This is a genomic window from Janthinobacterium sp. 1L-D-8-B-C4 (assembly GCF_057291295.1).
Window position 1 is genome coordinate 76,654 of sequence record NZ_JBXAVX010000004.1, and the last position, 13,412, is coordinate 90,065.

Consider the following 13,412-nt stretch of genomic DNA (forward strand, 5'->3'; position numbering starts at 1 on the left):
CGATACACAGGATAAGACGGCATCGCCGCATCCTTTACCGAACCCCTGACCCAAACCTATCCATGTCCAACTCCTCCTACCTGATGCGCCTGGCCGTTGCCGGCGCCCTCGGTGCTTTTCTGGCACCTGTCGCGGTGTACGCCCAACAAGCTGCGCCAGTCCGCGCCTACCAGATTCCCGCCGGCCCATTGAGCACCGCGCTGGCGCGCTTTGTCGGCGAGTCCGGCATCCTTTTGGCCGGCAGCACCGAACCGGCCAATGGCAAGACCAGCGGCGGCCTGCAAGGCAGCCATGGCGTCGACGCCGCCCTGGCGCAGCTACTTTCCGGCAGCGGCCTGGAAGCGCTGCGCAATGGCGACGGCAGCTATACCCTGCGCCGCGCCGCGCCGCCAGCGCAAGTCGACGCCACCGGCTTGAAAACCATGGCCGCCATCAGCGTGGTCAGCGCGCGCGACAGCACCAGCGAAGGCAGCGGCGCCTACAGCGGCGGCGCGTTGTCGCTGGGTAAAAACAACGCCAGCCTGCGCGAAACGCCGCACAGCGTGACCATCATCTCGCGCCAGCAGATCGAGGACCAGGGCTTGAGCGACCTGACCGACGTGCTGCGCAGCACGCCCGGCATCGAAGTGTTCAATACCGATTCCGAGCGCGTGGGCTATTACGCGCGCGGCCAGGAAATCACCAACGTGCAGTTCGACGGCAACGCCGCCATCACGCCGGGCAGCGGCAACGGCTTTTATATCCAGCCCGACATGGCCACGCTGGACCACGCCGAAGTGCTGCGCGGCGCGGCCGGCCTGATGCGCGGCGCCGGCAGCCCCTCGGGCGCCGTCAACCTGGTGCGCAAGCGCCCCACGGCGCAGTTTGCCGCCTCGGGCGCGGCCACAGTCGGCAGCTGGGATACCTGGCGCGCCGAAGCAGACGTGTCGGCGCCGTTGAACGCCTCGGGCAGCGTGCGCGGGCGCGTGGTGGCGGTGGAAGACCGCCGCCACCATTTCCAGAAAGCCCGCAAGTCCGACAAAAGCGTGCTGTATGCGGTAGTCGAAGCGGACATCGCGCCGGCCACCACCTTGCTGGCCGGCCTGGAATGGTCGACCCTGAAAACCAATGGCGCCTGGGGCAACCTGCTGGCCAATATCGACGGCAGCCCGATGCAGTTTTCGCGCGACACCTACCTGGGTTCCTCGGAAAACCACTGGGACCGCGAAAACAAGCAGGCTTTCGCCAGCCTGGAACACCAGTTCGGCAATGGCTGGAGCGCCAAGGCCAGCTTCGCCTTCATCAACATGAAGCGCATGAATGGCGCCGACGGCTATGTGCAGACGCTGATCTCGCGCAATGCGCGCGACCCCTCGAAAATCAATTACCAGATCAGCCGCTGCGGCGAAAAGGACTACACCGCCCAGCAGACCAGCTGGGACCTGTACGCCAGCGGCCCGTTCACCCTGCTGGGCCGCCAGCATGAACTGGTGGTCGGCGCCAACGGCTCGCGCGACTATGCGCAACCGACCGCCGGCTCCTGCGCCACCCTGGCCGGCCTGCCGTCGATGACCGGCCTCGATCCTTACACCTGGGACCCGTACAACGTGGCCATGCCGGCCATGCCGGCATTCACCGGCACCTATGTGAAAAACCTGACCGAGCAACAGGGTGCGTATGCGACCGCGCGTTTCAGCGTCAGCGACCCGCTGACGCTGATACTTGGCGCACGCATGAGCTGGTGGGACTACAAGCCGAACAACCGCGCCGGCGCCTACAGCGTCGACGCGGAATTGACGCCCTATGTGGCAGCGCTGTATGCGCTGAACCAGAACCTGAGCGTCTACGGCAGCTACGCCGACGTCTTCACGCCGCAGCGCGCGTTTGAAAAAACCGGCAAGGCGCTCGCGCCGATCACCGGCCGCAATCTCGAGCTTGGCGTGAAAGGTGAATTTTTCAATAAAAAACTCAATACCAACCTGGCCATCTTCCAGCTGGAGCAGAACGGCAAGGGCGTCGATGACCTGAGTTCACCGAACCCCTGCCTGCCCGAGTACAGCAACGGCTATTGCCAGGTCGCCCAGGGTGAACAGCGCAGCCGTGGCGTGGAAGCGGAAGTGTCGGGCCAGGTCGGCGCCAACTGGAACCTGTCGGCCGGCTATACCCTGAACAACACGAAAAACCTGCGCGACACGGCCAGCAATACGGGCAAGGCGATCCGCACCACCACGCCGCGCCATTTGCTGCGTTTGTTCTCCAGCTACACCCTGCCCAGCGAGCTGCATGCGTGGTCGGTCGGCGGCGGCGTCAACCTGCAAAGCGAAATCACCAGCCAGAGCGGCACCGCGTTTGCGCGCCAGGGCGGCTATGCCACCGCCTCGGCGTTTGTTTCGTATCGCATCAGCCGCAACCTGCAGGCGCAGCTGAACGTCAGCAATCTGTTCGACAAGGTGTACTACGAGAAGATCCGCGAGTATGGTCCCGGTTACTACTATGGCGCGCCGCGCGGCGCGATGCTGACGGTACGCGGCCAGTACTGATCAAGCCCGGGGGCGGCTTTTCAGTTTCATTGCCGCTCCCGCCAGCAGCAGCCCCACCACCAGCGCCACCCAGTCGAAACCCGCCAGCGCCACCGCGGTGGTCGCCAGGGTCAACGGCATCAAGCCGCACCACAATCCCGCTCCCAGCCACAATTGACAGCGCCACATGGCGCGCGTCGGGCGGATTTGTGCCAGCACGGCCGCCAGCGCCCAGGCGCCGAAGAAGCAGGCGATTTCCAGCTTGGCGCGCTGTGCCAGTGCCAGCGGAAGCAGCCGGTTGGCCCAGAAAAACGCGGCAAAGGCGATCGGCAGGCCGGCAATCGCGCCGATATTCAGGGCTTCGACCAGGCGCAGCCCAAAGCCCATGCGCCCGGCTTTCACCGCCTGCGCGCGCGTGCGCACGCCCCACAGCACGGCGCCGGTGGCGACCATGGCGCAGCCGGCCAGGCCGCACAAGAAGAACAGCGCGCGCAGCAGCGGATCGGCAAAGCGCCCCAGGTGCAAGCCATACATGGCGCGCCGCGCTTCCGACGGCGTGATGGCGTCGTAATCGGTGACGCCGATCAGCTGGCCGGTGGCGCCCTGGAACAGCACGACCGGCTCGATATTTGAAAATGATTGCCCCGCCTGCCGCGCAACCGCAATGGTGGCGCTGGCGTTGCCGGGATAGTCAATCACGATGCGCCCCACGGCCGCACCCTGCCAGCGACTGCTAGCCTGCGCCAGCAGCGGCGCCAGCTGTGTCAACGGTGCAGGCTGGCCCGACGGCGTGACCTTGCGCGCCGTCTGCGGATACGCCTCCTTGAGCCAGGTCTTCTGGTCGCCGCCATACAGCGCCTGCTTGGGCGCCGGCATATACATGAACATCAATGTCACCAGCCCCGTATAGGTGATCATCAGGTGGAACGGCAGCGCCAGCACGGCCAGCGCATTGTGCGCGTCCAGCCATGAGCGCTGTCCCTTGCGCGGCCGGAAGGTAAAGAAATCCTTGAAAATGCGCCGGTGCGTGATGACGCCGCTGAGGATGGCCACCAGCATGCCCATGGCGGCGATGCCGACGATCCAGCGGCCCCAAACGATCGGCATATAGTGCAGATCGAAATGCAGGCGAAACAGGAAGTCGCCGCCTTCGGTGGCGCGCGGCGCCGGCAGTTCGATGCCGCTGGCCGGGTCCAGCAGCAACTGCTCCTGGCGCGCGCGGCGCTTTTTCGCCACCGACTTCGGGTCGACCCAGCTGACCGCCAGCGCGCTCTGGCGGCTGCTGGGCAGCTCGATCACCCAGCGCGTGGCGTCGGGCGCGTGCTGGCGCAAATAGGCCAGCGCCGACTGCGCCGACTGCGCCGGCGGCACTGGCGCAGCGCTGGCAGCGGCCTGCAGTTCCGGCTTCATCCACAGCGTGATTTCATCGCGGTAGTACGAGGCCGTGCCGCTCATGAACACCATCAACAGCAGCCAGCAGACGAACAGCCCGGACCAGGTATGCAGCCATGCCATGGCCTGGCGCCAGTGGCCGCGCTTGCCGAAGACGCACAGGATGATGGCGGCGTAGACCAGGAACGACAGCAAGGTGGAAGTCATCACCGCGTCGACGCGGCGCGCCGGCAGCAACACGGCCAGCAGCCAGGTAATGGCGGCGGTCAGGACATAGCCGCCGGCGATGGCGGCCAGCAGGCGCGCAGCAACGCCAAGGCGGTAGCGGGTGGAGTGGTGCAATGGCATGGAATGGTGGCTTTCATCGGTTCATCGGTGGCGCGCGGGCGCCTTGACGAAGGAATCGAATGAAACCGTAAAAGCCGGAACCACTCCCGGCCAGAAATTACACGGCCACGCCTTCCACGATGGCGGTCACCAGCGCCGGCAAGCTGGCCATATCGCTGAACACATGGCTGGCGCCAGCCGCCTTCAGCCGTTCCTCCTGGCCAGCAGCGATATGGCCGCCGCCGATAAAGCCCAGCACTGTCATGCCGGCGGCGGCAGCGGCGGTGACGCCGGTGACGCTGTCTTCCAGCACCAGGCACTGCGCCGGCGGCACGCCAAAGGCGGCGGCCGCCGCCAGGTACAGGCCCGGATGCGGCTTGGCGTGGCCGACCAGGTCGGGCGTGAAGTAGCGCCCGCCAAACAGGTCCACCATGCCGGTGCGGGTCAAGGCGGCGTGCACGCGCTCGCTGACGCTGTTCGAGGCGACCGCTTTCGGCAGGTCGATCGCGGCCAGCGCCTGCGCCACGCCGGGCACCGCGCTCAGGTGCGTGTCACACATGACATTGACGGCGTGGCCGATGGCCAGCACTTCGTCTTCCGGCAGTTGCGGCAAGCCCAGCTGCGCGTAAATATCATGGATCAGCGGCACCAGGCGCAGTCCCAGGCGCGGTTCGATCAGGCCTTGCAGGGTGACGCCTGCGGGCAAATTCGGCAGGCGCGGCGCCAGCAGGTCCAGCAGCGCCTGCAGGGCCACGGCTTCGCTGTCGATCAGCACGCCATCGCAGTCGCTGATCAGGTGGGTGTAAGGAAAGTGATTGGTCACGGCGTCCGGCATGCATGCTCCAGTTGGTACGCCATCAGGGAGCGATGACGTGGATGGTTTCGGCACGCAAGCTGTTGCTTTTTTCTACATCCACGGCATACTTCAGTTTGTTCTGATCGATTGAATCAGACCCAACCGGAACCCATGCCATGAAACACAACTGCTTGCAAAACCATCGATTATCGCTGATTTCGGCCGTTGCCGCGTTTGCGCTGTCTGCGACAGTCGCACTGCCGGCGCTGGCGGCCGACGACGCGGCCGATGTTTTGACCCTGGTGCGCCAGCACGTGGCGGCGCAGACCCAGTTCGACGTGCCTGCCCTTGCCGCGCTGACGGCCGACAATTACGTGGAAGTGTCGCCGATGGGCGAAGTCGACACGCGCGAAAAAATGCTGGCCTTCTATGCGCCGGAAAAAAAGACCGCCACCCCCGTCATCACGGTCGAGGAACCACTGGTGCGCGTGACGGGCGGCACGGCCGTGCTGATCGGCAGGCTGGCGATCTCGGTCAACGCCGGCGGACAGCAGCGCCAGATGGCGATGCGCGCCAGCTATGTGGCGGTCAAGGAAGGAGCGGCCTGGAAACTGATGTCGGCCCAGTACACGGGCATCGCGCCGAAGCGGCCGGCGCAGCCGCAATAAAAAAGGGCCGCAAGGCCCTTTCTTCACTTCAACCAGCCGCGATGGCGGAAGTATAAAAATGGCGCAATCGCGCTGGTGATCATCAAACCCCAGGCCCACGGGTAGCCAAAGGTCCATTGCAGTTCCGGCAGGAACTTGAAGTTCATGCCGTACACGCTGGCGATCAGGGTCGGCGGCAAAAAGGCCACGCTGGCCACCGAGAATATCTTGATGATCTTGTTCTGGTTGATGTTGATGAAGCCGACGGTGGCGTCCATCAGGAAGTTGATCTTGTCGAACAAAAACGAGGTATGGCCGTCCAGCGATTCGATATCGCGCAGGATCTGGCGTGCTTCCTCGAACTGCTCGGAATTGAGCAGCCGGCCGCGCATCAAAAAGCTGACGGCGCGGCGCGTATCCATCATGTTGCGGCGGATGCGGCCGTTCAAGTCTTCCTCGTGGGCAATCGCGTTCAGCGCTTCGGCAGCGTGCGCATCGGTAAATTCCTTTTGCAGCACGCGCGTGCTGACTTCTTCCAGGTTCTGGTAGATGCCTTCGAGCACGTCGGCCGAATATTCGGCGTCGGTGGCGTACAGGTCCAGCAGCACGTCCATATAGTCGGCGATCGAACCGGGCCGCGAACGGGCGCGCATGCGCACCAGGCGGAACACGGGCAGGTCGTCGGTATGCATCGAGAACAAAATCTTGCGCGCCAGGATAAAGGCCACCGTGATCACGCGCGACGGGCCGTCGTCTTCTTCCAGCAAGAAATCGGTACGCAGATGCAGGTCGCCGTTTTCCGCTTCGTAGTAGCGGGCTGACGCCTCGATATCCTTGACTTCGTCTTCGCCCGGCAAGGTAACGTTGTAGGTTGCCTTGACCCAGGCCCGTTCATCATCGGTCGGATCGGTCAGGTCGACCCACACCGGTTCGGCATTTTCAAGGTCTGCGCGGCTGTCGATCGGCACCTGGTTGAGCCGGCCATTCTGTAATACAAAGACATTGATCATGCGCGCTCTCAGCCGGATGTGGGGTTATCGTGGTGGGTGTGGCGCTGGCGCCAGAAATCAAAACAGCGCAAGTGTACTCGCAAAGCCCTTTTCACGACCACCCCCGCGCCGCCCTTTTTCACCGAAATAGTGCGGCGCAGCATCCATACCACGCTGTCTTTCTGACATGCTTGCCTATTCGAACACGCCGGTCACTGTGGCAACTCGGCCGCGCCCATGCGGCGCAGAATCACGCCGGTGCGCCGGTTCAGGTAGCCGGTGTCGCGATGGCTGTCGTAATAACGCGGATTGGGCAGCATCACGGCCAGCCTGGCAGCCTGGCCGGCGTTCAGCCTGGCCGCGCTGGTGCGGTAATAATGGCGCGCCGCCGCTTCGGCGCCAAAGGTGCCGCGGCCGAACTCCACCACATTCAAGTAGATTTCAAAGATGCGCTGCTTGTCCATCAGGCTTTCCAGCATATAGGTGATGATCAGCTCCTGGCCCTTGCGCACATAGCTGCGCGAGCCGGACAGGAACAAATTCTTCGCCAACTGCTGGGTAATGGTCGAGCCACCGGCCACCACCTTCTGCTTCTTGCTGTTTTTCTCATACGCCTTTTGCAGGGCCTCCCAATCGATGCCTTCGTGCTCGGAAAAATTGGCGTCTTCCGAGGCGATAATAGCGCGCTTCAGATTGTTCGAGATGCGCTCGTAGGGCACCCAGGTCTGCTGGATGACGGCCTTCGGATTCTTTTCCTGCAAGCTCGACAATTGCTCGCGCATGAAGGCGGTGCTGGCCGGGTTATGGTCGACCCACCACCATATCTGCAAAAAGAAATACAGCTGCACCACGACAAAGGCCAGCACCGGCACGATGAACAGCCATTTGATCCAGCCGTAGCGGCTGGAGGACGCGCCCTTGCGCGCGCCTTTTTTCGCCGCCTTCACAGCGCGCCGCGCATCAGCGCCAGCAAGTCCGTCGTGTCAGGGCGCACGCCGCGCCACACGAAAAACGCTTCGGCCGCCTGCTCGACCAGCATGCCCAGGCCATCGCGCACCTGCGCGCCATGTTCTGCAGCAAAATCCATGAAGACGGTGGGCTGCGCGCCATACATCATGTCCAGCGCCAGCGTGTGGCTGCCAAACACGGTGGCCGGCACCGGCGGCAAGTCGCCGGCCAGGCTGGCCGAAGTGGCGTTGATGACGATATCAAACACGCCATCGGGCTGCTCGAAGCCGCCCGCGCGCACGGTGCAGTCCACCGGCACGGCGTCCTGGAATTGTTCCACCAGCGCCTGCGCCGTAGCCACGGTACGGTTGGCAATAAAGAGTTCCGATGGCTGCTCCTGCAGCAGCGGCAGCACCACGCCGCGCGCGGCGCCACCGGCGCCCAGCAGCAGCACGCGTTTGCCGGCAATGGCCACGCCGGCATTGCGCACGATATCAGCCACCAGGCCGGCACCATCGGTGTTGTCGCCAAGGATGACATCGCCATCGAAGCGCAAGGTGTTGACCGCGCCGGCCGCTTTCGCGCGCGGCGTCAGTTCGGTGGCCAGCGCGCAGGCGTCGAGCTTGAACGGCACCGTCACATTGGCGCCCTTGCCGCCTTCGGCTGCAAAACTGCGCACCGCCAGCGCAAAACCGTCCAGCGGCGCCAGCCGGCGTTCATAGACGATGGCTTCGCCCGTCTGCTGCGCAAAGGCGGCATGGATGGCAGGCGACTTGCTGTGGGCAATCGGGTTGCCGAACACGCAATATGCGTCGGCTTGAATGTCGGTGCTCAATTGCCGCCGCCTGTCAGGTTAGCTTCCATTTTTTCTTCGCGGGTAAATTTGAATCGGGTGATGACAACCCACAGGTCGTCCTTGTCGCTCGACAGCATGTTCGGCGGAAAACGTCCGAATGGCGCGGCGCGGCGCACGATGGCGACGGCCGCCGCATCGAGCGCCGGATTGCCCGAACTTTTCTCGACGCGGATGCCGCCTTCTTTCTGGTAAATCGTGCCGTCCTGGAAGATCGGGATATACACCACCAGCTCGCCATACATCTTGCGGCCATTTTTTTGCGGAAAATTCAAGGTACCGATATCCTCGATGCGCTTTTGCAATGTCTTGTAATACATGGCATAGCCGACCTCCTGCGTGCTGGGCGTAATGAAAGTCTTGCGCGGACGCTTGTTCTGGTCTTCCACCGTCTGGCTGATCTCGGCCGCCATGCGCGCAATCGCCTTGCTGCTTTCCAGCAGGTCCGAACCTGTCGCCGTCGGGTTGGGCTTGTCTTTTTCCGTCACCGGCGCGGCGCTGTAGGGAGTGGCTTTCTGCGCCTGGGTCAGCAGCTCCTGCTGTTTCTGTTCGAGTTCCGTAATCCGGCGCGCGCTGGCCTTGGTGCTGTCGCCCTCCTCCACCTTGCGCATGTCCGGCAGCGGCGACTTGGCGCGGCCCTTGTCGGCCTGCCCGCCACCATCAAGATTGGCCTGCGCCAGCGCCTCGGCCTTCAGCGGCTGGGCCGCATGCTTGGCATTGACCAGGATGACTTCCAGGCCAGGATCGGTGGCCACGGCGCGCTGCGGCGCCGGAGCAACAAAATGCACCGCCAGCAGGGCGCCATGCGCCAGCAGCGAAGCGGCGACAGCGATGGCCAGGAAACGGTGTTGTAAGAAGATAAGCTTCACGCTGGCAGCAGGTCCATGACGTCGGGAAATGGTGAATTTTACGTCAAAGCGCTGCGGCTACCGTCGGTTTTTGTGCGGGGTGGGGGGAAAGCGGCCGGCCACGCCAGGAATTCATTGTACGTCCGATAAAAACTGTCCGCGCCAGATGGTGACGCGCCAGGTCAGCAAGCCATCGCGGCCGTCGAATACGGCGATAGGACACACCAATCCAGGCTCTTGTACAATTCCAGCCCGTCTTCGGTCGCCACCAGTACACGGCGCGCGCTGCCTGAGCGTTGCCTGTCACCGAGAGCCGCCATGATGGCCCGGCCCAGACCGCGGCGACGATGAGCCGGTTCCGTCACGATACGGTCAAACACGAACACGCCGCCAACTTCCACGGCATGGCCGCTGGCGGCAATACTGCCATCTTCCGCGCGGATATGCGCCACGCTGATGGCGTCGGTGGTCACGACGTCAAGGCGGTAGCCGGCAGGCAGGCCTGGCGCGGCAAGAGCGCCTTCATGGGTCATGAAAAACCGGTCCTGGAGCAGTTGCCAGCACGGCGGCAACAGCCGCAGCAATTGCTCACCCGTGCCGCACAGCTTGAGCAGGATATGCGGCGAGCTGATGGTGCTGGCCAACGTGCTTATTGCCTGGTCAGGATGGGCAAAGACATGGCGGCGCAGCTCATCGGGCAAGCCGGTGTCCACGCGCCAGCCACCATGGTCAAGCACCGGCAGGGGCAAATCGCGCGCGATCGAGCGGGCGCTCAGCCAGGCGCTTAGCAGGTGAGTATCCATCAGGTGCAGTACTCCCATCAGAAGGCTCCGTGATTCATCGCTGCTGCCCACATCGCAAGAAACCATGCTTGCAGTGCGAGCGAGGCGCGCCGTACACTAGGTGTGACAAAGTGACACCCCTGGCCAACAGCAGGCAAACCCGAACGGTACGTCTCACGAAAGAGTGTAAAAATGAATCTCAAGTATGCTGCCTTGCTGATATTAACGCTAGCCTTCTCCGCCCAAGCCTGCGCGCAGGAATTGCACTGCGATGTCACCAACGGCAAGGCCGTGACATCGCTGGACGAACTGCCTGCTCAGATCCTGGATTCACTGGGACGTGACAAGACCGGCACGCAAGGTATTGCGAATATCGGCGGAAAATTCAATCGAGTGACGTCATCATCGATGATTCCGTACCGATGCGCAGGCTGGTGGGCGGTATCGCCGGTCACGATTGCATCTGGCTGACAGTCGAATATGGTGGCATAGGTCATTATCAAAAGAAGCTGGAATATCGACTTGCTGACAGTATCTGGGCGCAGGTGAAAGGCGCGAACTCGGCACGGGCACCCTCCGCCCCTCCAGCTGCGGCACGCTGATGTGATCCGGCATTGACAACAACACCACAGTTACAGCAAGTCGCGGCGCAGATGCCCGCCAGCGTATAACGTGATGCATGAGCAACGATCGGTTTCAGCAAAGAAGCAGCTGCGATCTCCACCCTTTGACCTGCCAAGGTTTCCTGAACAAATGAACAAGCTCACTGTGGTTCTGGTCGATCCGCCAGAGGATGAAGCGGCATCCGTTACGCTGCGCAGCGACCAAGGCGAGGTCACCGCGTTTTGTCACCCTTGTCATTTGAAAGCTGGCGATGTGATCGACAATCGACTGGCGGTGCTGGACGCTGATGTGCTTGCCGCCTACCTGCCCGACTGGCCGGAAGATGAAAAAGAGGCCTTGTCCACGGAGTGGATCGAACGTAGCGGACATTACTCGTACAGAGGGCGAGGCCGCGTGATCGATCAAAAGGAAGGTCTGGTCGAGGTACAGGGATTTATCATCGAGATGGACGCACCATGCAAGGGGTACGTCGATTTCGAGATAAGGCGCCTTGATATCAGCACATGAACATCATGAGTGATCCTCGTTCACTTGACCAGCCGTCCATGCATCCTGTTCCCAGCCATATTCTCAGAACCCTGCCTCCCGCCACAATAGCGCCGCCACGCCACGCACCAGCCGCGCGCCCGGCGCTTCCCAGTCGGCGGCGATCACCACCTTGCCGCGCCAGCTGCGGCCGGCCAGTTCGCCCGACGATTGCGTCACCTTGAAGCTGACGCGGTAGACGGCGTGTTCGGGGAACCAGTAGCCCTGCTTGTCGCGCGCCGTGACGGAACCGCCGTGCTGGGCCGACCACATGCCGCTGGGCAGCACGTGGGTGGCGTCCTGGTCGATGCCGCTGACCACCAGACGCACGAACGGGCCTTCCAGGCCGTCCGGATAGAAGCGCGCGCTGTCGCCGATGGCGACGCGGCGCACCGTGTCTTCGTCGAGATAGGTGCTCACTTCCTCGCCCTTGTCGCTGACCAAAACGCCCACGCGCTCGTTTTTGCCGACCCACACGCCGGGCGCCAGTTCGCTGTCGATATCGCGCAAGGTGCCGGAGAATGGCGCAACGGGGGCGTAGCGCGCGGCCTGTTCCCTGAGCAGGTCGAGCTTGGCTTCGGCGCTGGCCAGCTGCTCGCGCAGCACCATGCTCTGCGCGCGCTGTTCGAGGTCGAAACCGGCGCCTTCGCTGCGCCAGCGCAGGCTGTCGATCTGCGCTTCCAGCCCCTGGCGCTGGCTGGCGTTTTCGGCCACCGCAAACTGCATCATCACGTCGCCAGCCTTGACCTTGGCGCCGTCGCGCAGCGGCAGCGCGGACAGCATGGCGTGCTCGGGCGCGTGGATGGGGAACACTTCGGCCGGGCGCAGCACGCCACTCGACTGCACGCGCGTGGGCCAGGGCAGCACGAACAGCAGCACGGCCAGGCCGACCAGCCAGGCGGTGCGGCGCGTGCGGCGGGTGGTTTTGATCTGCGGCCACAGCTTGCGCCAGACGCGCAGTTCGGTCGCCAGCGGGCGTAAAATAAACCAGCTCATTTCGATTGCAAACAAAAAGATCCCCACCAGTTTGATAAAAAAGTGATACACCAGCACCGCGATGCCGAGGAACAGCGTCAATCGGTACAGCCACACGCCCCAGGCAAACAGGATCAGGCCCCAGTGCCGGCGCGGCGGAAAGTACTCGGGCGGCGGCGCACCGAGCCCGAACAGGCGCTCGCGCAAATCCCAGCGCGCCAGCGCAAACGAACGGCCATGCAGGTTGGGCATGTCGAGCCAGTCGGAGACGACAAAATAGCCGTCGAAGCGCATGAAGGGGCTGGCGTTAATGGCCAAGGTGGCGATCCAGGTGGTGGTCGCCAGCGGGAACACGATCGAGCGCAGCACGCCGTCGGGCAGCACGGCCCAGGCCAGCGACGACCAGATGGCGACAATCAGTTCCGTCGCCACGCCGGCCGCCGCCACTTGCTGGCGGTGGTGCTTGTTATTGAGGCGCCAGACGTCGTTGGTGTCGGTGTAGGGCACCGGCCACAGCACCAGGAAAGCCAGGCCCATGGTCGGTACGCGGCAGCCGCGCCGCTTGGCCGTGATGGCATGGCCCAGTTCATGCGCGCACTTGACGCCAGCCAGCGCCAGGCCGTAGCAGGCCAGGCCCGATGGCGTGAAGGTATCCATCAGCATGCTGCCCAGGCGGCCCCATTCGCGGTAGATCTGCACGCCGCTGATAACCAGCGCCAGCAGGGTCAGGCGCGCAAAGGTGTTCGAAAATATCCATTCGAACGAGGGCGCCACGCGCGTCAGCCAGCGGTCCGGCTTGACCAGCGGGATGCGGAAAAACAGGTAGCTGTGCAGCAGCTGCGTGTACCAAGCGCCCCGCTGCGCCTTGTGGCGCGCGGCCATGGTTTTCACGGAGGCCAGTGGATCTGGCTGCAGCAGCTGGTTCTGGTCCAGGAAGCCGAGCACCGATTCGATCTCGCCGTAGCCGATATCGAGCGGCGTATCCTGTTCGATATCGCGCAGCACCTGCTGCGGGCTGCCCAGCGCCCAGCGCCGCAGCACCTCGAAGGTCAGCCAGTCGATGCGGAAGAACTGGTTGCGCACCGGGTCTTCCAGCGTGTAGCTGGGTTCTCCGGTCGCCAGCGCGGGGCCGGCGTGCAGGCTCAGTTCCTCGCGCAGCGGCGGCAGGCGCAGGTGCTCGAACTGGCGTGGCAGCAAACTGTCCAAGA

General features: G+C 63.6%; 12 protein-coding genes. 4 read left to right on the plus strand and 8 right to left on the minus strand.

What is annotated here, in order from left to right; all coding sequences use genetic code 11:
* The first annotated feature begins 62 nt into the window (after window positions 1-62).
* Complete coding sequence (locus AC0Z42_RS09115) at window positions 63-2,519, plus strand: TonB-dependent siderophore receptor (protein WP_485467907.1); 2,457 nt, start codon at window positions 63-65, stop codon at window positions 2,517-2,519.
* Here the strand turns inward: AC0Z42_RS09115 and AC0Z42_RS09120 are convergent, their stop codons facing one another.
* Complete coding sequence (locus AC0Z42_RS09120; RefSeq protein WP_485467908.1) at window positions 2,520-4,238, minus strand: PepSY-associated TM helix domain-containing protein; 1,719 nt, start codon at window positions 4,236-4,238, stop codon at window positions 2,520-2,522.
* A gap of 97 nt (window positions 4,239-4,335) precedes the next feature.
* A complete protein-coding gene (locus tag AC0Z42_RS09125) occupies window positions 4,336-5,052 on the minus strand; it encodes an HAD-IA family hydrolase (protein ID WP_485467909.1) in 717 nt (238 codons plus the stop codon).
* A 137-nt stretch (window positions 5,053-5,189) separates the two neighbouring features.
* On the opposite strand from AC0Z42_RS09125, the gene AC0Z42_RS09130 reads away from it, so the two are divergent.
* On the plus strand, window positions 5,190-5,681 hold the full coding sequence (locus AC0Z42_RS09130; protein ID WP_485467910.1) for a nuclear transport factor 2 family protein: 492 nt from the start codon (window positions 5,190-5,192) through the stop codon (window positions 5,679-5,681).
* 23 nt (window positions 5,682-5,704) lie between these two features.
* Here AC0Z42_RS09130 and corA read toward each other — a convergent pair whose 3' ends face one another.
* The 5 genes from corA to AC0Z42_RS09155 all read right to left on the minus strand — a co-directional run bounded on the left by corA (window position 5,705) and on the right by AC0Z42_RS09155 (window position 10,119).
* Entirely contained in the window at window positions 5,705-6,670 is a 966-nt protein-coding gene (gene corA, locus AC0Z42_RS09135; protein WP_485467911.1) for a magnesium/cobalt transporter CorA, read from the minus strand.
* Between the two features lie 191 nt (window positions 6,671-6,861).
* Window positions 6,862-7,539: a monofunctional biosynthetic peptidoglycan transglycosylase gene (gene mtgA / locus AC0Z42_RS09140; RefSeq protein WP_485468166.1), complete on the minus strand. Its 678-nt coding sequence runs from the start codon at window positions 7,537-7,539 to the stop codon at window positions 6,862-6,864.
* Between the two features lie 53 nt (window positions 7,540-7,592).
* Entirely contained in the window at window positions 7,593-8,432 is an 840-nt protein-coding gene (gene aroE / locus AC0Z42_RS09145; RefSeq protein WP_485467912.1) for a shikimate dehydrogenase, read from the minus strand.
* On the minus strand, window positions 8,429-9,319 hold the full coding sequence (locus AC0Z42_RS09150; RefSeq protein ID WP_485467913.1) for a TonB family protein: 891 nt from the start codon (window positions 9,317-9,319) through the stop codon (window positions 8,429-8,431). Before AC0Z42_RS09150 ends, aroE begins: the two co-directional genes overlap by 4 nt.
* Window positions 9,320-9,480: 161 nt before the next feature.
* Window positions 9,481-10,119 carry a GNAT family N-acetyltransferase gene (locus AC0Z42_RS09155; RefSeq protein ID WP_485467914.1) on the minus strand — a complete coding sequence of 213 codons (639 nt, stop codon included), beginning with the start codon at window positions 10,117-10,119 and terminating at the stop codon, window positions 9,481-9,483.
* Window positions 10,120-10,272: 153 nt separating this feature from the next.
* On the opposite strand from AC0Z42_RS09155, the gene AC0Z42_RS09160 reads away from it, so the two are divergent.
* Window positions 10,273-10,551 (plus strand): hypothetical protein, encoded by a 279-nt coding sequence (locus AC0Z42_RS09160; protein WP_485467915.1) that lies wholly within the window; start codon window positions 10,273-10,275, stop codon window positions 10,549-10,551.
* Between the two features lie 282 nt (window positions 10,552-10,833).
* Window positions 10,834-11,211 (plus strand): hypothetical protein, encoded by a 378-nt coding sequence (locus AC0Z42_RS09165; protein ID WP_485467916.1) that lies wholly within the window; start codon window positions 10,834-10,836, stop codon window positions 11,209-11,211.
* 63 nt (window positions 11,212-11,274) lie between these two features.
* Here AC0Z42_RS09165 and AC0Z42_RS09170 read toward each other — a convergent pair whose 3' ends face one another.
* Window positions 11,275-13,410 (minus strand): secretion protein HylD, encoded by a 2,136-nt coding sequence (locus AC0Z42_RS09170; RefSeq protein WP_485467917.1) that lies wholly within the window; start codon window positions 13,408-13,410, stop codon window positions 11,275-11,277.
* Window positions 13,411-13,412 lie beyond the last annotated feature (2 nt).